Below are 17759 nucleotides of genomic sequence, written 5' to 3' on the forward strand. Positions count from 1 at the left end.
TAACTTGAGTCACACTGGTAACACCAGTAACGCCGGCCAGACCCGCAGCGATCGCCGCTGAGAAGAGGACCTTTCCCATGACGACGTCACGTTCGCCAAAACCCGCCGCGAGGCCCAGCCTGCCGATGATTGCGGCCACGACGGCGGCCCTTCCCGCCGTCGTCCTGTCTTCTTTGGCGCTCGCCCAACCGGCAGCGGCCGAGTCGCGTCCCCGTGCCATCCCGGCCACGCTGGCTGCAGCCATGCAGGCCCAGGCCCAGGGACAGACCGCACGGACGCTGGGTTCCGCGATGATTCCTGCCGGTTCCGTCCCGGCGGCCATGCCGACCGCGTTCCGCCCAGCCCAGGTGTCCGCCCCGGCGGAGTACACGATCGCCCGCGGTGACACGATCAGTGGAATCGCCGGTAAGTTCGGCCTGGACACCTACGCCATCCTGAAGTTGAACCAGCTGCAGGCGAACACCATCATCTACCCCGGTCAGAAGATCAAACTCGGCGGCTCGGCCACGGCTCCGGAGCCGGCTGCTCCGGCCGCTCCCGCTCCGTCGGCTGCTGCCGGCAGCGTCTACACCGTGAAGTCGGGCGACACACTCAGCGCCATCGCCGCCCGCCACGGCGTCAAGCTCTCCGAGGTCTTCGGCTGGAACGGGCTCAACATGGGCTCCATCATCCGCCCCGGCCAGCAGATCAAGATCGGCGGCGGCACGGCCGCGCCTGCCCCGTCGGCTCCAGCCCCCGCTCCGGTTGCTCCCGCCCCGGTGGTGCCGGCCGCAACTCCGGCTCCGGCCCCTGCCTCGGGTTCCTACACCATCAAGTCGGGCGACACGCTCTCCGGCATTGCGGCCAGGAACGGCGTCAAGCTCGCCGATATTCTTTCCGCCAACCGCCTGACGATGAGCAGCATCATCTACCCCGGCCAGAAGCTCGCGCTTCCGGGCTCGTCGATCGCGCCGGCCTCCACCCCCGCCCCGCCCGCAGCCACTGTGACGCCGCTCGTCCCGAGCACCTTCCTCGGCTTCAGCTACCCGGCAGCAGTCGTCAGCTCCGCCAACGAGAACAAGGCCCTGCTGAACGCCTCGCCGGTGCCCAGCCGGGAACAGATGAAGACCATCGTGGCGGACACCGCCCGCCGTATGGGTGTCGACCCCTCCCTGGCCCTGGCCTTCGCCTTCCAGGAATCCAGCTTCGACCACCGCTCGGTCTCGCCCGCCAACGCGATCGGCACCATGCAGGTCATCCCGTCCTCGGGCGTGTGGGCTTCGGACCTGGTGGGCCGCCAGCTCAACCTGCTGGACCCGTACGACAACGCCACGGCCGGGGTCGCCATCATCCGCCAGCTGGTCCGCACCAGCAAGGACCTGGACACGGCCATTGCGGGCTACTACCAGGGCCAGTACTCGGTCAGCAAGTACGGCATGTACGACGACACCAAGCGCTATGTGGAGTCCATCAAGGCACACCAGAAGAACTTCGCCTAGGAGCCGGGACAGCCCAGGCCGCGGCGCCTAACGCGCGGCCAAGCCCCACGCAGGATAACGATACGGGTCCGGATCGCATGTTGATTCGGACCCGTTTCCGTGCAGCGATTAGGATCGTATAGTGCAGGATTACTCGTCGGACCCTCTCGTTGGCACTCTGGTGGATGGCCGGTACCTGATTCAATCCAGGCTCGCCAGCGGCGGGATGTCCACTGTGTATGTGGCCACCGACCAGCGCCTGGAGCGCGATGTGGCGCTGAAGGTGCTGCACCCCCACATGGCCGGCGACCCGCAGTTCCTCGACCGGCTGGGCCGCGAGGCCAAGGCAGCCGCCCGGCTGTCGCACCCGCACGTTGTGGGCGTCCTGGACCAGGGCGAGGATGACAGGGTGGCCTACCTGGTGATGGAGTACATCAAGGGCCACACCCTGCGCGATGTCCTCAAGGACAAGGGCGCGCTCCCCCCGCGCGTGGCGCTGGCGCTGATCGACCCTGTCGTCGAAGGCCTGGGCGCAGCCCACGCCGCGGGGCTCATCCACCGGGACATCAAACCCGAGAACGTGCTGATCGCCGACGACGGGCGGATCAAGCTTGGCGACTTCGGACTGGCCCGCGCCATTTCGACGTCGACCAGCACCGGCGCGCTGATTGGCACCGTGGCGTACCTCTCGCCCGAACTCGTGCTCGGCAGGCAGGCCGACGCGCGCAGCGACATCTACTCGGTCGGGATCATGCTTTACGAGATGATCACCGGACGGCAGCCGTTCGACGGCGAGATTCCCGTCCAGGTGGCCTACCAGCATGTTAATTCGACCGTCGGCGCCCCCTCGGTGCTGGTGCCCGGACTGGCCGCCGAAATCGACGAACTCGTGCAGTGGTGCACCGCCAATGACCCGGACAAGCGCCCGGTCGACGGCAATTCCCTGCTCTCCGAACTCCGCCATATCCGGACCAACCTGAGCCAGGCCGAACTCGACCTGCAGCCGCCGGCGGCACGCCCTGCCCTGCCGCCCGTGCCGGGGCCACCCGCCAGGCGTCCCGGTGGTGCCCCGGATCCGGGAGCCGGCAGCGGCGCCACCGAAATCATCGGCGGCCACCAACAACCCACGGAATTCATCGGCCGCGGCAGCAACCCGACCACCGTGATGTCCGCTTCGCCGCGGCACCCCGGCTACGGCCCGCTGTCCGCCCCGGAGGACGCACCCTACCCGGACAACCACGATGAGCGTTTCGCCAACGGACCGGCATCCGCAGCTCCTGCCAGCAAGCGGGCGCAGCGCAAACACGACCGTGATGAGGAGAAAGCACGCCAGCGTGCCGCGGCCACCCCGGTCCGGAGCCTGCGGGAGGGAAACCCCCGGCGGCGTGGCCTGCTCTGGATTCTGGTGCTGGTCATCGCGGCACTGCTGGCCGGTGGGGCAGGCTGGTTCTTCGGCATGGGACCGGGCTCCCCCGGGACAATCCCGCAGCTCGCGAACAAGACGGTGGCCGAGGCCCAGCAGCTGCTCCGCACGGCTGGATTCCAGTCGAACACCAGGGATGTCTTCGACGACGATGTGGCCCCCGGGCTGGTGGTCGGATCGGAACCTGCGGCCGGAGAGGTCATCCGGAAGTTCCAGCCGGTCTCCCTCGCAGTCTCCAAAGGCCCCGAGCTCTTTCCCCTCCCCGAGCTGACCGGCAAATCCCTGGATGAGGCCAAGACCGCCCTCAATGGCGCAGGCATGGCTTTGGGACAGATCGCCGAAACGTACGACGAGTCCGCCCCCGCCGGGACCGTCCTGGCGCAGGCCCCGCGCAGCGGCAATCCTGTCCGGCACGGCACTCCGGTGGACCTCACCGTGTCCAAGGGTCCGCAGCCCCTTCCGGTGCCGGACGTGCGCGGCCAGGACCAGGGTGACGCCGTCAAGGCCATCGAAGCCGCCGGCCTGAAAGCCTCGATCGCACCCGGGACCGTCTTTGACAAAAAGGTGCCCAAGGGCGCCGTGGTCTCACAGGATCCGGCCTCCGGCAACCTCACCCGGGGCGGCACCGTGACGCTGACCGTTTCCAAGGGTCCCAAACTCGTCGACGTTCCCAGCTTCATCGGCAAGCAGGTCGACGAGGCCCGCAAAGCCCTTGAACAGCTGGGCTTCGAAGTCCGGGTGAACAACATCCTGGGCGGCTTCTTCGGCACCGTCCGGGACCAGGAACCTGTGAACAAGAAAGTTCCTGAGGGCTCTGTTGTCACACTGACCGTGGTCTGACAGCCGCCTGGCTGCCCCGGACAAAAACAGCTCCGCCCCCGGCTGGATCAGCCGGGGGCGGAGCTGTTTGCCGCCTTGGAACTGGTACTTAACGCTTAGACAGTGCTCCGGCCACCAGGAAGGCCATCTCGAGGGACTGCATGTGGTTCAGGCGGGGATCGCAGACCGATTCGTAGCGGTCCAGGAAGGACTCCTGGTCCACCGGATCGGCCCCTCCGAGGCACTCTGCCACGTCGTCGCCGGTCATTTCGACGTGCAGGCCGCCAGGGACCGTGCCCAGCGCGTGGTGGACCTCGAAGAAGCCGCGCACCTCGTCGATGACGTCGTCGAAGTTCCGGGTCTTGTAGCCGTTCGGCGAGGTGACCGTGTTGCCATGCATGGGGTCGGTGACCCAGAGGACCTGTGCGCCGGACGCGGTGACCCGCTCCACGATCGGGGGCAGCTTCTCCCGGATGTTGCCGGCACCCATCCGGGTAATAAACGTCAGGCGGCCGGGTTCACGGTCCGGATCCAGTTTGTCGATCAGGCGCAGCGCGTCGTCGCCGCTGGTGCCCGGCCCCAGCTTCACACCAATCGGATTGCGCACCCGCGAGAGGAAGTCGACGTGCGCGTGGTCCAGTTCGCGCGTGCGCTCACCGATCCAGAGGAAGTGCGCGGAGGTGTCGTACGGGAAGCCGGTGCGGGAGTCGATGCGGGTCAGAGCGCGTTCGTAGTCGAGCAGCAGCGCCTCGTGGCTTGCGTAGAACTCCACGCGCTTGAGCGCCTCGAAATCCGCGCCGCAGGAGGCCATGAACTTGATGGCACGGTCGATGTCCCGGGCCAGCGACTCGTAGCGTGCGTGGGCGGGGTTCTCCGTGAAGCCCTTGTTCCACTGGTGCACGAGCCGCAGGTCGGCGAAGCCGCCCTGCGTGAACGCGCGGATCAGGTTCAGGGTGGAGGCGGACGTATGGTAGGCCTTCAACATCCGGCCGGCGTCGTGGGCGCGGGATTCCGGCGTGAAGTCATAGCCGTTGACGATGTCGCCGCGGTAGGCCGGCAGCGTGACGCCCTCGCGGGTTTCATCGTTGGACGAGCGCGGCTTGGCAAATTGCCCGGCCATCCGGCCCATCTTGATGACCGGCATGGCAGCGCCGTAGGTCAGGACGACGGCCATCTGGAGGATGGTGCGCACCCGGGCACTGATCTTGTCCGCTGTGGCGGCCTCGAACGTTTCCGCGCAGTCGCCGCCCTGAAGCAGGAAGGCCTTGCCCTGCGCCGCGGCGGCGAGGCGTTCGCGGAGGATGTCCACTTCGCCGGCAAAGACGAGCGGCGGGAGGACCGACAGTTCCTTGACCGAGGCCTCGAAGACTGCCTTGTCCGACCAGCTCGGCTGTTGGGAAGCCGGCAGCTCCCGCCAGTGATCCAGGCCGGGATAGTTGGCGGCACCACTCTGGGCGGTGCTGGTCAGGGCCGAGCCCGCCAGGGGCGAGCCGCTCAGGGAACTGTTCAGGGGGAAGGCCGAAGGCGCAGATAGCTCAGTCACATACCAAGGATAGTTGCCTCCGCGGCGATCGTCGGACCCGGGCCGTCATTGACTGCGCGGGTCCCGTCACACGGTCCCCTCAGCCGGTCCCGGGATTGGCTGGACCGGAGCCGGCGGTGCCTTCCTCGGGGACCTCCGCGGCCTTCCCGGCGAGCCGGAGCTTGACGACGGCGGCGTACTCGTCGACGTATTCCTGGCCGGAGAGCCGCATGAGTTCGTACATGATCTCGTCGGTCACGGACCGCTGGATCAGCCGGTCGTCCTCCATGCCGTAGTAGCGGCTGAAGTCCAGCGGCTCGCCGAAGATCATTCCGATGCGCCGGATGTTGGGCATCCGCTTGCCGATCGGCTGGACTTTGTCCGTGCCGATCATCGCAACCGGGACCACAGGGACGCGGGCCTGCAGGGCCAAGCGCGCCACGCCCACTTTGCCGCGGTACAGACGGGAGTCCGGGCTGCGGGTGCCCTCGGGGTAGATGCCCAGGAGCGAGCCGTTCTTCAGCACGTCCATGCCGGCATTGAGTGACAGCGCGGACGCGGCCCCGCCGGAGCGGTCCATCGGCAGCTGGTTGGTGAGCCGGAAGAAGGTGGCCGTCAGCCGGCCTTTGATTCCCTTGCCGGTAAAGTACTCCGATTTTGCGAGGAACACGACGGGACGGGGCACCATCAGGGGCATAAAGATGGAGTCGGAGAAGGACAGATGGTTGGAGGCCAGAATCGCTGCGCCCTCGGCGGGGACGTTGTCCAGGCCCTTGACCCAGGGCCTGAAAAGCGTCTTCAGGACCGGCCCGAGAACGAACGTCTTCATGAACCAATAAAACACGTGGTGTACCTCTCCGGAAGGCGTCTGGCCGGCCCTCCATCGGACCCGGCCAGGACTTCAATGACACCCTACTCTAGTGAGTTTTGTCCGGAACAGTGACACGATGGGCTCATGACCGGAAGCAGCACTCCCCTGGCGCCCGCAGCGTTCAGTTATCCCGGCCACGGCGCCAACGCAGGCATCGGCGTGGCCATCTGCCACGGCTTCACGGGTAGTCCACTGAGCGTCCTTCCGTGGGCCGGGCACCTGGCCCGGCAGGGCTTCGCGGTGTCCGTCCCGCTGCTGCCCGGGCATGGCACGGACTGGCGCGACCTCGCCCGCCACAGCTGGCTGGACTGGTACCGGGAATTTGAGGCCGCCTATCTGGAGCTCGCCGCCGGAACCCGGCACTGCTACGCGGCTGGACTGTCCATGGGTGGCACCATCGCGCTGCGCGTGGCCGCGCGCCATCACGTGGCCGGGGTCGCCGTCGTCAATCCGGGACTGAGCTTCTATGACCGGCGGGTGCGCTACATCGGCCTGCTGAAGCACTTCCAGCGCACCACCGTCCCGGCCCAGGAACCGAACCCGGCGCCCGTGACCACCGGGGACGGCGACTACTCACTCACCCCGCTGGAAGCCGTCCACCAGCTGAGCAGGCTCTTCGGGGCCGCGCTGCGCGAACTGCCCGCCGTCACCGCGCCGGCGCTCGTGTTCAAGTCCGTTACCGACACCGTGGTTCCGCCCACCTCGATCGAACTGCTCCGGAAGCGGCTGGGATCGCGGGAGCTCGCGGTGGTCAGTTTGCCGGACAGCGGGCATGTGGCGACGCTCGACGTCGACGCCCCCCTGATTTTTGCGCAGTCCGTTCAGTTCTTCCTGCACCATGCAGCCGCCGCGCCGCAAGCCGCGGCGGCACGGGAGAGCCCCGCCACCAGAATCCCGGAGACCCCATGACCATTCCCCTGGACCACACGCCGTTCAGCAGCCCGTTCACCGGGACCGGCACCCGCACCGGCGTCGTGGTCTCGCATGGCTTCACCGGCAGCCCGCACGGGGTCAGGGACTGGGCCAGGTCGCTGGCGGACGCCGGCTACGCCGTGCGGATGCCGCTGCTGCCCGGGCACGGCACCAGCTGGCAGGAGCTGGCGCGGACGCGCTGGCAGGACTGGCACGCGGCACTCGACGCCGCCTACCTTGAGCTCGCCGGGGAATGTGACCAGGTGGTCGTTGCCGGGCTGTCCATGGGCGGGGCGCTGGCGCTGCGGATTGCCGCCACGCGGCCAGTCGCCGGGGCAGTGCTGGTTAACCCGGGCCTTGTCATTGACGATCCCCGGGCACCGCTGGCGGGCATCCTGAAATTTGTCCTGAAGAGCACCCCGGCGATCGCCAACGACATCCTGAAGGAGGGCATCGACGAGGGTGCCTATTCCCGGACGCCGGTCGCCGCGGCGCACGAACTGAACAAGATGTTCAAGGACACCGTGCGGCTCCTCCCCCGGATCACCGCTCCCGTGCGGGTGTACCGTTCCGCGGTGGACCACGTGGTCTCCGAGTCGAGCATGGTCGCCCTGCGCCGCGGCCTGACCCACGCCCCGCTGGAGGTGATCCGGCTGGAAAACAGTTACCACGTGGCTACGATGGACAACGACGCGCCCCGGATCTTCCGCGGCTCGGCCGAGTTCATCCGGTCGCTGGCTGCGGGACAGGCACCGGGCGCCGCCCACGCTAGCCAGAAGGACACGGCCGATGACTAAACCGGACCCCAACTCCCCGGATTCCAGCGCCAACCAGGACGACGCCGTCTGGCTGGATCTCGTTGCGAGGCTGGAAGAAAAGAACCCGTCCACCGGCCCGGGAGCCCCGGAAATCCGGAAAGGCCATGACGGCGCGGGCGGAGCGGAAGCACCCGTCACGGACGGCGCCGGCAGCGCCGCAGCGCCCCGGCCCTTCAGCGACTTCGACCCGCTGGGGCTTTCCGCCGGCGTGCCGATTGAACTTTCCGCCGAGGAACGGCTGGCACAGGCCAAGGCCGACGGGACCTCCCCTGCGGCCGCGGACGCCGGCCACCAACCTGGGGACATACCCGGGCCGCGGGACTACGAGGGCGCGGAGGATGACCCGTTTGTCCCGGCCGGGTTCGTGCCGGAGGAACCGCCCAGCCTTGCCGGTGCCGACCCGATGACGGTCCTGGCCTGGCTGGGTGCGGTTGGGGGCCCCGTGGCGCTCGTGATGTCCGCGATGTTCTGGCGCTCCGCCCCGCTGATGGCCATCCTCGGAATGGTGGCGGCGTTTGCGGCGTCGGTGGTCTTCCTGATCATGAAGCTGCCGGGTGAGAAGGACGAGCACGACGACGGCGCACGCATCTAGCTGTGCATGCGGCTGCTGACCCGGGACAGGTCCGCGGCACCAATCAGGCCCGCGTTCGGGCCAAGGGCGGCCAGTTCAATTTCTGCAGCGGGCCGGAAGCCGCGGCCCGTCAGGTTCCGGGCGAAAGCCTTCCGGGCCGGCCCGACCAGCAGTTCGCCGGCATCGCAGAGTCCGCCGCCGATCACGAACTTGCCCGGATCCAGCGCGGCGGCGAGGTTGGCGAGGCCCAGGCCGAGCCACTCCCCGACGTCCTCGAGCAGTTCCCGGGACGTCGCGTCCCCGGCTTTGGCCAGTTCGGTGACAATCACGCCGGTGATGCGCTCCACGTGGCCGTCCACCGCTTTGAGCAGTTCCTGGGCCACCGGGGAATTGGCGGCCGCGAGTTCGCGGGCTTCCCGGCCCAGGGCATTCCCGGAAGCGTACTGCTCCCAGCAGCCCCGGTTGCCGCACTCGCAGCGGTGGCCGCCGGGCATGATGATTTGATGGCCGAACTCCCCGGCCACACCGAACCGTCCGCGTTCCAGCCGGCCGTCCATCACCATGGCACCGCCGATTCCGGTTCCGAGGGTAATGCAGACCAGGCGGTTCTGGCCCAGCCCTGCCCCGAAGCGCCACTCCGCCCAGCCGGCGGCATCGGCGTCGTTGGTCAGCAGCACGGGCCGGCGGAGCAGCCGCTGCAGGTTGTCCCGGAGGGGTTCGTTGCGCCACGCAAGATGCGGGCTGAACAGCACGGTGCCGCCGTCGAGGTCCATCCAGCCGGCCGCGCCGATCCCTACCGACCAGATCCGGTGGCCCTCGCCCAGCTCCTCGACCAGCTCAACAATGACCTGTTCGACCGCGCGGGGGTCGTTGCCGGGAGTGGACCGCTTGGCCTGGGCGAGGATCCGGCCCTCCGCGTCGACCACACCGGCCGCCACCTTGGTGCCGCCAATGTCCACGCCGATGGCGAGGCCCTTGCGGCCGAGCCGCAAGTGCTCCCGGAGACCCTGTCCGGCCGGTGCGGCGGCCGCGCCCGCCAGCGTCCTGCGCCGCCAGGCGGCCGTTCTGCGGTACGGGCCGGGCAGCTGTCCCGGTGATGGTGTGTGCATGGTTCCCTATCCTATTCGCCGCAGTGCCCGGGCACAGGCCGCATCACCGGGAGGACGGCCGGGGATCACCGCCGGTCCGCGCCCCGGCCGCGGCCCGGCACGCCCCTCCGGCTTGGCACCCGGGTGACCCAGCCGGTATGTTACTCGCCAGTAGGTGTGGTGTAACCCACATCCCCCGGAGGGCATACTAGTGTTAGTCGTACCCCTCGCGGGTCCATGGATATCAAAGGAGCTAACGTGCGAGAAATCAGTGTCCCGCCCCTGGTCAACGTTCCCCCGGAAACGAACGTCACGGACCTGGTCCTGCGGCAGGCCGCAAAGACCTCCAACCCGGCCCTGTTCTCCCGCCTTGACGCGGCCGGACAATGGCAGGACGTCCGGGCCACCGATTTCCTGGCCGATGTTTCCCTGCTCGCCAAGGGCCTGATGGCCAGCGGCGTCGCCGCCGGCGACCGGGTTGGCATTATGTCCCGCACCCGGTATGAATGGGCCCTCATTGACTTCGCCATCTGGTTCGCCGGTGCCGTCTCCGTGCCGATCTATGAGACCTCCTCGCCCTCGCAGGTCGCCTGGAACCTGGGTGATTCCGGTGCCGTCGCCGCGTTCGGCGAGTCCGCCCACCACGAGGCCATCATCCGGCAGGCTGCCACCTCCGAGGGCCTCACGGACCTGGCCCACGTCTGGCAGCTCGAAGGCACGGGCCTCGACGAGGTCCGTGCTGCCGGCGCGACGGTCAGCAACGAGGAGCTGGAGGCCCGGCGCAGCCTCGCAACCCTCGACGACCTCGCCACGATCATCTACACCTCGGGCACGACAGGCCGGCCCAAGGGCTGCGAGCTGACCCACGGTAACTTCGTGAGACTGTCCGAAAACGCGCTGGCCACCTCGCTGAACAATATCGTCCACGAGCAGGCCCGGACCATCATGTTCCTGCCGCTCGCCCACGTGTTCGCGCGGTTCATTTCAGTGCTCGCGGTCGCCGGCGGCGTCACGGTGGCACACACGCCGGACATCAAGAACCTCCTGCCGGACCTGCAGAGCTACAAACCAACCTTCATCCTCGCGGTGCCGCGGGTGTTCGAGAAGGTCTACAACTCGGCACTGACCAAGGCCGAGGACGGCGGCAAGGGCGCCATCTTCCACCGCGCCGCGGACACCGCCATCGAGTTCTCCCGTGCCCGCCAGGCCGGCAAGGTCGGCCTGGGCCTGAAGCTTAAGCACACCCTCTTCGACAAGCTCGTCTACGGCAAGCTCCGCGCGGCCATGGGCGGCGAGGTGGCCCACGCCGTCTCCGGCGGCGGCCCGTTGGGTGAGCGGCTGGGTCACTTCTTCCAGGGCATCGGCATGCAGATCCTGGAAGGCTACGGGCTGACCGAGACCACGGCCCCCGTTACCGTGAACACGCCAGAGTTGATTAAGATCGGCACGGTCGGCGCCCCGATTCCCGGGAACGCAGTCAAGATCGCCGACGACGGCGAAATCCTGGCCAAGGGCGTGTGCGTCATGCGCGGCTACTACAAGCGCGAGGACCTCTCCGCGGAGTCCTTCGTCGATGGCTGGTTCCGCACCGGCGACATTGGACACCTCGACGAGCAGGGCTTCCTGACCATCACGGGACGCAAGAAGGAAATCATTGTCACGGCCAGCGGCAAGAACGTCGTTCCGGCCCTCCTGGAGGATCAGATCCGCGCCGACGCGCTGGTCTCGCAGGTGCTCGTGGTGGGCGACAACCGGCCCTTCATCGGAGCCCTGGTCACCCTCGACGAGGAGGCCCTGCCCGGCTGGCTGCACCGCCACGGGCTCCCCGCCTCAACGACCCTGGTCGAGGCCACCGACAACCCGGTGGTGAAGGCCGCGGTGCAGGAACTCATCAACGGCGCCAACCAGTCGGTCTCCCAGGCCGAGGCCATCAAGTCGTTCCGGATCGTCCCGGCCGACTTCACGGAGGCGTCCGGGCACCTGACGCCGTCGATGAAGGTCAAGCGCGCGCAGGTGATGAAGGACTTCGAGAACGTCATCGAGGAGATGTACGGCGCCCCGCGTCCCAACCAGGTCTAGGCATCACCTTATAAAGAAGGAGGGTCCTTCCAGCCTCGGCCGGAAGGACCCTCCTTCTTTGTCGTGCTGTGGTTGGTGGCGGCTACTCGACGACGAGCAGCAGGTCTCCGCCCTGGACCTGTTCAATCGCACCGACGGCGAGGCGCGAGACGGTACCGGCCACCGGCGTCGTGATGGATGCTTCCATCTTCATGGCCTCGATCGTGGCGACGGTGTCGCCGGCCTTGACCGTCTCGCCTGCCTTGACGGTCAGGGTGACGGCGCCGGCGAACGGTGCGGCCACCTGTCCGGGCTGGGAGGTGTCGGCCCGTTCTGCTGCCTTGACGTTGCTGACGACGGAACGGTCACGGACCACCACCGGGCGGGACTGGCCGTTGAGCGTGCACATCACCGTGCGCATGCCCTTCTCGTCCGGTTCGGAGACGGCTTCGAGTGAGGCGATCAGGCGGACGCCCTTCTCCAGCTCGATCTCGTGCTCGGCGCCGCGCTGCAGCCCGAACAGGTAGTCGCGGGTGTCAAGGACCGAGAGGTTGCCGTAGGACTCCACGCTCTTCTGGTAGTCCTTGGTGGGCCCGGCGAAGAGCAGCCGGTTGAGGGTCTGCTGCACGGTCTTGGAGTCGGACTTGAGGGCGGCGCTGTCCTCGGCGCTGAGCTCGACGTCGCGGACCTTGACCGTGCGGCCCTGCAGGGCCTTGGTGCGGAACGGTTCCGGCCAGCCGCCGGGAGGATCGCCCAGTTCACCGGACAGGAAGCCGATCACGGAGTCCGGGATGTCGTATTTCTGCGGGTTCTCGTTGAAGTCCGCGGGATCGGCGTTGAGTCCCACGAGGTGCAGGGCGAGGTCGCCGACAACCTTGGAGGACGGGGTGACCTTCACGAGCCGGCCGAGGATGCGGTCCGCCGCGGTGTACATGTCCTCGATGGCCTCAAAGCGCTCACCGAGGCCAAGGGCGATCGCCTGCTGGCGCAGGTTGGAGAGCTGGCCGCCGGGGATCTCGTGCTGGTAGACCCGGCCGGTGGGGCCCGGAAGTCCGGACTCGAACGGGGCGTAGACGCGTCGGACGGCCTCCCAGTACGGTTCCAGGGCGCAGACGTTGGCCAGGCTCAGGCCGGTGTCGCGGGGCGTGTGCGCCAGGGCTGCCACCAGCGCGGAGGCTGAGGGCTGGCTGGTGGTGCCGGCCAGCGAGGCGGAGGCCACGTCCACGGCGTCCACTCCGGCGTCGACGGCTGCCAGCAGTGTTGCCAGCTGTCCGCCGGCGGTGTCGTGCGTGTGCAGGTGGACCGGGAGGTCGAAGCGTTCACGCAGGGCCGTCACGAGGCGGGCAGCAGCGGCGGGACGCAGCAGGCCGGCCATGTCCTTGATCGCCAGGATGTGCGCGCCGGCGTCGACGATCTTCTGCGCCAGCTCCAGGTAGTACTCGAGGGTGTAGAGCGTCTCGTTCGGGTCCAGCATGTCGGCGGTGTAGCACAGGGCCACCTCCGCGACGGCGGTGCCGGTCTCGCGGACGGCGCGGATGGCCGGGGCCATCTGGTTGACGTCGTTGAGTGCGTCGAAGATGCGGAAGATGTCGATGCCGGTCGCGGCGGCCTCGTTGACGAAAGCCACCGTGACCTCTTCCGGGTACGGGGTGTAGCCGACAGTGTTGCGGCCCCGCAGGAGCATCTGCAGGCAGACGTTCGGCAGGGCCTTGCGCAGCGCCGCGAGCCGGTCCCAGGGGTCCTCGCCGAGGAAGCGCAGGGCGACGTCGTAGGTGGCTCCGCCCCAGGCCTCGACGGAGAGCAGTTCCGGGAGGAGCGTGGACACTGCCGGGCCGGCTGCCACGAGGTCGCGGGTGCGGACCCGGGTGGCGAGCAGCGACTGGTGGGCGTCACGGAACGTGGTGTCCGTTACGGCGACGGCATCCTGCGCGCGCAGGGCCTGCGCGAAACCTTCCGGCCCCAGTTCCAGCAGCCGCTGCCGGGAGCCCGGCCGAGCGGCGGCCGCGTCGTCCAGGGCGGGGAGTTTGGCAGCGGGATCGCTGTGGACCGTGAGCTCGCCGTTGGGCTTGTTCACGGTGACTTCGGCGAGCCAGGTCAGCAGCTTGGTGCCGCGGTCTGCGGAGACCCGGGCCTTGAGCAGCTCGGGGCGTTCGTCAATGAACGAGGTGGCCACGTTGCCGGCGATGAAGTCGGCGTCGTCCAGGACCGCCTGCAGGAAGGAGATGTTGGTGGAGACCCCGCGGATGCGGAACTCGGCGAGGGCACGGCGCGCCCGGGCCACCGCGGCCGGATATTCGCGGCCGCGGCAGGTCAGCTTGACCAGCATCGAGTCGAAGTGCGGGCTGATCTCCGCACCGGAGTAGACGGTGCCGCCGTCGAGCCGTACACCGGCGCCGCCGGCCGACCGGTAGCCGGTGATCTTGCCGACGTCGGGCCGGAAGCCGTTGGCCGGGTCTTCCGTGGTGATGCGGCACTGCAGGGCGGCACCCTTGAGCTGGACGGTCTCCTGGGAGAGGCCCAGGTCCGCGAGGGTCTCACCGGCGGCGATGCGCAGTTGAGCCTGGACGAGGTCGACGTCCGTGACTTCCTCGGTGACGGTATGTTCGACCTGGATCCGCGGGTTCATTTCGATGAAGACGTGCTGGCCCGCCCGCTCCCCCACGGTGTCGATGAGGAATTCGACGGTGCCGGCGTTGACGTAGTTCAGCGCCTTGGCGAACTTCACGGCGTCGCGGTAGAGCGCCTGCCGGATGCCTTCGTCGAGGTTAGGTGCCGGCGCGATCTCGATGACCTTCTGGTGGCGGCGCTGGATGGAACAGTCGCGCTCGAAGAGGTGCATGACGTTGCCCTCCGCATCGGCCAGGATCTGGACCTCGATGTGGCGGGGACGCAGGACGGCCTGCTCCAGGAACATGGTGGGGTCACCGAAGGCCGCGTCCGCTTCGCGCATGGCGGCCTGCAGCGCTTCGGGAAGGGCCTCGCGGGTGTCGACGCGGCGCATGCCGCGCCCGCCGCCGCCGGCGACAGCCTTGGCGAAAATGGGGAAGCCGATCACGTCGGCGGCTGCGATGAGTTCGTCGAGGTCTTTCGAGGGCTGGCTGGATTTCAGCACCGGCACGCCGGCCTTGCGGGCGGCCTCCAGGGCGGCAACCTTGTTGCCGGCAAGTTCCAGGACCTCGGCCGGCGGCCCAACAAACGTGATGCCGGCTTCCGCGGCGGCCCGTGCCAGGCGCGGATTCTCGGAGAGGAATCCGTAGCCGGGGTAGATGGCGTCGGCCCCGGATTCCTTGGCCACGCGCACCACCTCGTCGACGTCGAGGTAGGCCCGGACGGGGTGGCCCTCTTCACCAATCAGATATGCCTCGTCGGCCTTCTGGCGGTGGATTGAGTTGCGGTCCTCGTTCGGGAAGACAGCAACAGTCTTGGCACCCAGCTCGTAGCTGGCGCGGAAGGCACGGATCGCAATTTCGCCGCGATTGGCCACCAGAATCTTCGAAAACATACTTCTCCTGCATCATCGCGGGTGTACCGGTAATTCGTCACAGTGTCTAAGAACCGGACGGGCAAACACAAATTATTGTGGCGACCGTCACAGCGACGCGCGTCACGTATGCCGGATCAGGCAGGTCCGCCGGACAACCAGTTCAGGCAGGGGCGGATCCGGCCCCCCCATTGCAGCTTATCCATGATCTGCCGCCCCGGGCGCCCGATGAGACAGGTTTCGGCGGGGCGGCAACATATGATGAGGGGGTGGGTGGCGCATGCACGCCCCGGCTCCGGAGAACGCAGGAGCCGGCAGGACCCCGTCCCGGCAACCGGCGTTAGGTATTGGTTTTTCAAGTGCAAGTAGTCAGCATCAGCAGCCTCAAAGGCGGTGTCGGCAAGACATCGGTGACCACCGGATTGGCGTCCGCGGCCTTGGCCGCCGGCATCCCCACCCTTGTCGTCGACCTTGACCCCCACGCCGATGCGAGCACGGCACTGGGAGCCCGGCCGGGAGACCAGCAGGACATCGGCCGGATGCTCAAGGCACCCCGGCGGGCGCGCCTGGCAGAGAACGTGGTCCCCAGCGGCTGGGTGGAACGGGCTTCCGGCAGCGGCGGCGCTCCCGCCGGCTTGGCGGAAGCCATCCTGGATGTGGCCGTCGGCTCGGCCTACACCGGCATTTACGACCGCCCCGACCTGGGCCGCCGCGACCTCCGCCGGCTCTCCACGGTGCTGGCCGGCGCGGAGCAGTACGAGCTGGTCCTCGTGGATTGCCCGCCCTCCCTGAACGGACTCACCAGGATGGCCTGGTCCGCCAGCGACAAAGTTGTTCTCGTCGCCGAACCGGGCCTCTTCTCGGTTGCCGGCACGGAACGCACCATGCGGGCCATCCAGCTGTTCCGCCAGGAATTCGCCCCGAACCTCTCCCCCGCCGGCATTGTCGCCAACCGCGTGCGGACCGGTTCCGCCGAGCACACTTTCCGGCTCGCTGAGATGGAATCGATGTTCGGCGAACTGCTCCTCTCCCCGCACATCCCGGAGCAGGCCAACTGGCAGCAGATCCAGGGTGCCGCCCACTCCATCCACCACTGGCCCGGCGAGTCGGCCAAGAGCGCCGCCGCGCTGTTCGATGCCCTCCTGGCGAACCTGCTGAACCCGGACGGCCGTCCGGCCGCCGCCCAGGTCCGGGACCGCATCCACCGCTGAGCACATCCACCACCAACAGAAAAGGCCGCCTCCCTGGCGGTTTCTAGGGGTCGTTGCAACACCTGGTGGTTAGGTGGTTAGTAGTAAATCACGTAGACGCTCGGCTGGGGTATCCCAGCCGAGCGTTTTGCGTGGGCGGCCGTTGAGCTCCTGGGCGACGTGTTCGAGGTCTTCAGGTCCGTAGGCGGACAGGTCGGTGCTTTTGGGGAAGTACTGGCGCAGCAGCCCGTTGGTGTTCTCGTTCGAACCGCGCTGCCAGGGGCTGGCTGGGTCGCAGAAGTAAACCTGCATTTCGGTGGCCAGGGTGAAGGTCTTGTGGGCGGCCATTTCCGCGCCCGGGTCCCAGGTCAGAGAGCCTCGCAGATGTGCCGGCAGGGCAGAGATGGTGTTGATGAGCCCGTCCCGGACGGTTTCGGCGGTGTGGTCATTTGGCAGGTGGACGAGCATCACGTAGCGGGTGGTGCGTTCGACCGGGGTTCCGATCGCGGACTGGTTGTAGGCGCCGGTGATGAGATCCCCCTCCCAATGGCCGGGTACTGCGCGGTCCTCGATCTCGGGTGGACGCTCGGAGATCATGACCATCGGATCCACGAACCGGGAGGTGCGCTGTTCCCCGCTCTGGTGGTGTTTCCGGCGGGTCCGGCCTGTGCGCAGCGCGGCCTGTATTTCGCGTTTGAGTCCGCCTCTGGCCTGGACGTAGAGGGCTTGATAAATCGTCTCTGGACTCACACGCATCTCCGGTTGGTCGGGGAACTTTTTGACCAGGGTGTGGCTGATCTGCTCCGGAGACCAGCGTATGAGCAGCTTGGCCTTCACATAGTCGCGCAGGTCCGACTCGCCAGCGAGCTTGGCGGTTTTGGGTCGTGCCCGCCGGGCAGCGGCCTTCCGCTGCGCCCCGTGGGGCAGATAGCCCAACAGGGCATCGGCATTTCGGCCCAGCTCGCGGCTGATCGTTGAAGCCGAACGGCCAAGCGCGCTGGCGATCGCCCGCATCGACGAACCCGAGGCTTTCAGGTCCCGGATCATCTCCCGCTCCTGCACGCTAAGAAATCGCGGGTCGATGAGTTTCTCGAGAGCCGCTGTCGGTGGGGCGAGGGCCGGCGAGGTCATAGTGGTCACACCACGTTTGTAATCGACCACCCGCCCATCAGCGTAAATGCGTCGGCCGCCTGACTTACGAATCCCCAGGTCCCACTCCGCCGCGGTCCTGGTATGCACGCTGACCGCTGCGGCCGCCTCCCGCCGACTCAAGCCGGCCTTGCGTAACCGGAAGTACTCATCCCGGCCCCGGTGGGGGCGCGCCCCCGGTTTACCATGGCTCTTCAGTCCGGCTTTACGCACCCAGCCGGCGCACGTATCGGGGCTCAATCCCAGTCCCCTGGCCGCCGCCCCCGTGCTCTTGAGCCGGTCGAACACGACGAAGAACTCATCCTTCTGCTCCTGTGCGTACTTCCTGTTGGTTCGAGGTTCTCCCGTTAAAGACGACACGGTCGTTGCAACTCCCAAAAATTCTGGGTGTTGCAACTGT

Annotated in this window: 12 protein-coding genes; 7 read left to right on the top strand and 5 right to left on the bottom strand. The window is 67.8% G+C overall.

What is annotated here, in order from left to right:
• Nucleotides 1-77 precede the first annotated feature (77 nt).
• Together GXK59_RS10315 and GXK59_RS10320 are read left to right on the top strand one after the other, a co-directional pair.
• Complete coding sequence (locus GXK59_RS10315) at nt 78-1478, top strand: lytic transglycosylase domain-containing protein (protein WP_160666527.1); 1401 nt, start codon at nt 78-80, stop codon at nt 1476-1478.
• A 118-nt stretch (nt 1479-1596) separates the two neighbouring features.
• Nucleotides 1597-3720, top strand: coding sequence for a Stk1 family PASTA domain-containing Ser/Thr kinase (locus tag GXK59_RS10320; RefSeq protein WP_160669092.1), 2124 nt, complete (start codon nt 1597-1599; stop codon nt 3718-3720).
• A gap of 88 nt (nt 3721-3808) precedes the next feature.
• On the opposite strand, the gene GXK59_RS10325 is transcribed toward GXK59_RS10320, so the two are convergent.
• Together GXK59_RS10325 and GXK59_RS10330 are read right to left on the bottom strand one after the other, a co-directional pair.
• Nucleotides 3809-5242 carry a class II 3-deoxy-7-phosphoheptulonate synthase gene (locus tag GXK59_RS10325; RefSeq protein WP_443094280.1) on the bottom strand — a complete coding sequence of 478 codons (1434 nt, stop codon included), beginning with the start codon at nt 5240-5242 and terminating at the stop codon, nt 3809-3811.
• A 79-nt stretch (nt 5243-5321) separates the two neighbouring features.
• Complete coding sequence (locus GXK59_RS10330) at nt 5322-6065, bottom strand: lysophospholipid acyltransferase family protein (RefSeq protein ID WP_160666529.1); 744 nt, start codon at nt 6063-6065, stop codon at nt 5322-5324.
• Nucleotides 6066-6176: 111 nt separating this feature from the next.
• Here GXK59_RS10330 and GXK59_RS10335 point away from each other — a divergent pair, with 111 nt between their 5' ends.
• From GXK59_RS10335 to GXK59_RS10345, 3 genes are read left to right on the top strand one after another with little or no spacing between them, the layout of a single operon-like run.
• The gene (locus GXK59_RS10335; protein ID WP_160666531.1) at nt 6177-7001 is read left to right on the top strand and encodes an alpha/beta hydrolase; all 825 of its coding nucleotides are present in this window, start codon (nt 6177-6179) and stop codon (nt 6999-7001) included.
• The gene (locus GXK59_RS10340; protein ID WP_160666533.1) at nt 6998-7801 is read left to right on the top strand and encodes an alpha/beta hydrolase; all 804 of its coding nucleotides are present in this window, start codon (nt 6998-7000) and stop codon (nt 7799-7801) included. The genes GXK59_RS10335 and GXK59_RS10340 overlap by 4 nt, the downstream gene beginning before the upstream one ends.
• Entirely contained in the window at nt 7794-8414 is a 621-nt protein-coding gene (locus GXK59_RS10345) for a hypothetical protein (protein WP_160666535.1), read from the top strand. Before GXK59_RS10340 ends, GXK59_RS10345 begins: the two co-directional genes overlap by 8 nt.
• Here GXK59_RS10345 and GXK59_RS10350 read toward each other — a convergent pair.
• Complete coding sequence (locus tag GXK59_RS10350) at nt 8411-9502, bottom strand: ROK family glucokinase (RefSeq protein WP_160666537.1); 1092 nt, start codon at nt 9500-9502, stop codon at nt 8411-8413. The two genes, GXK59_RS10345 and GXK59_RS10350, sit on opposite strands and share 4 nt — an antisense overlap.
• Nucleotides 9503-9739: 237 nt before the next feature.
• Between GXK59_RS10350 and GXK59_RS10355 the strand changes: the two genes are divergently transcribed.
• The gene (locus tag GXK59_RS10355; RefSeq protein WP_160666539.1) at nt 9740-11560 is read left to right on the top strand and encodes an AMP-dependent synthetase/ligase; all 1821 of its coding nucleotides are present in this window, start codon (nt 9740-9742) and stop codon (nt 11558-11560) included.
• A gap of 82 nt (nt 11561-11642) precedes the next feature.
• Here the strand turns inward: GXK59_RS10355 and GXK59_RS10360 are convergent, their stop codons facing one another.
• Nucleotides 11643-15041 (bottom strand): pyruvate carboxylase, encoded by a 3399-nt coding sequence (locus GXK59_RS10360; RefSeq protein WP_160666541.1) that lies wholly within the window; start codon nt 15039-15041, stop codon nt 11643-11645.
• A 338-nt stretch (nt 15042-15379) separates the two neighbouring features.
• Here GXK59_RS10360 and GXK59_RS10365 point away from each other — a divergent pair, with 338 nt between their 5' ends.
• A complete protein-coding gene (locus GXK59_RS10365) occupies nt 15380-16231 on the top strand; it encodes a ParA family protein (protein WP_160666543.1) in 852 nt (283 codons plus the stop codon).
• Between the two features lie 69 nt (nt 16232-16300).
• Here GXK59_RS10365 and GXK59_RS10370 read toward each other — a convergent pair whose 3' ends face one another.
• The gene (locus tag GXK59_RS10370; protein ID WP_160666545.1) at nt 16301-17482 is read right to left on the bottom strand and encodes an IS30 family transposase; all 1182 of its coding nucleotides are present in this window, start codon (nt 17480-17482) and stop codon (nt 16301-16303) included.
• Nucleotides 17483-17759 lie beyond the last annotated feature (277 nt).

The sequence above is a fragment of the Pseudarthrobacter sp. ATCC 49987 genome (assembly GCF_009928425.1).
In the GTDB taxonomy this organism is placed as follows: domain Bacteria; phylum Actinomycetota; class Actinomycetes; order Actinomycetales; family Micrococcaceae; genus Arthrobacter.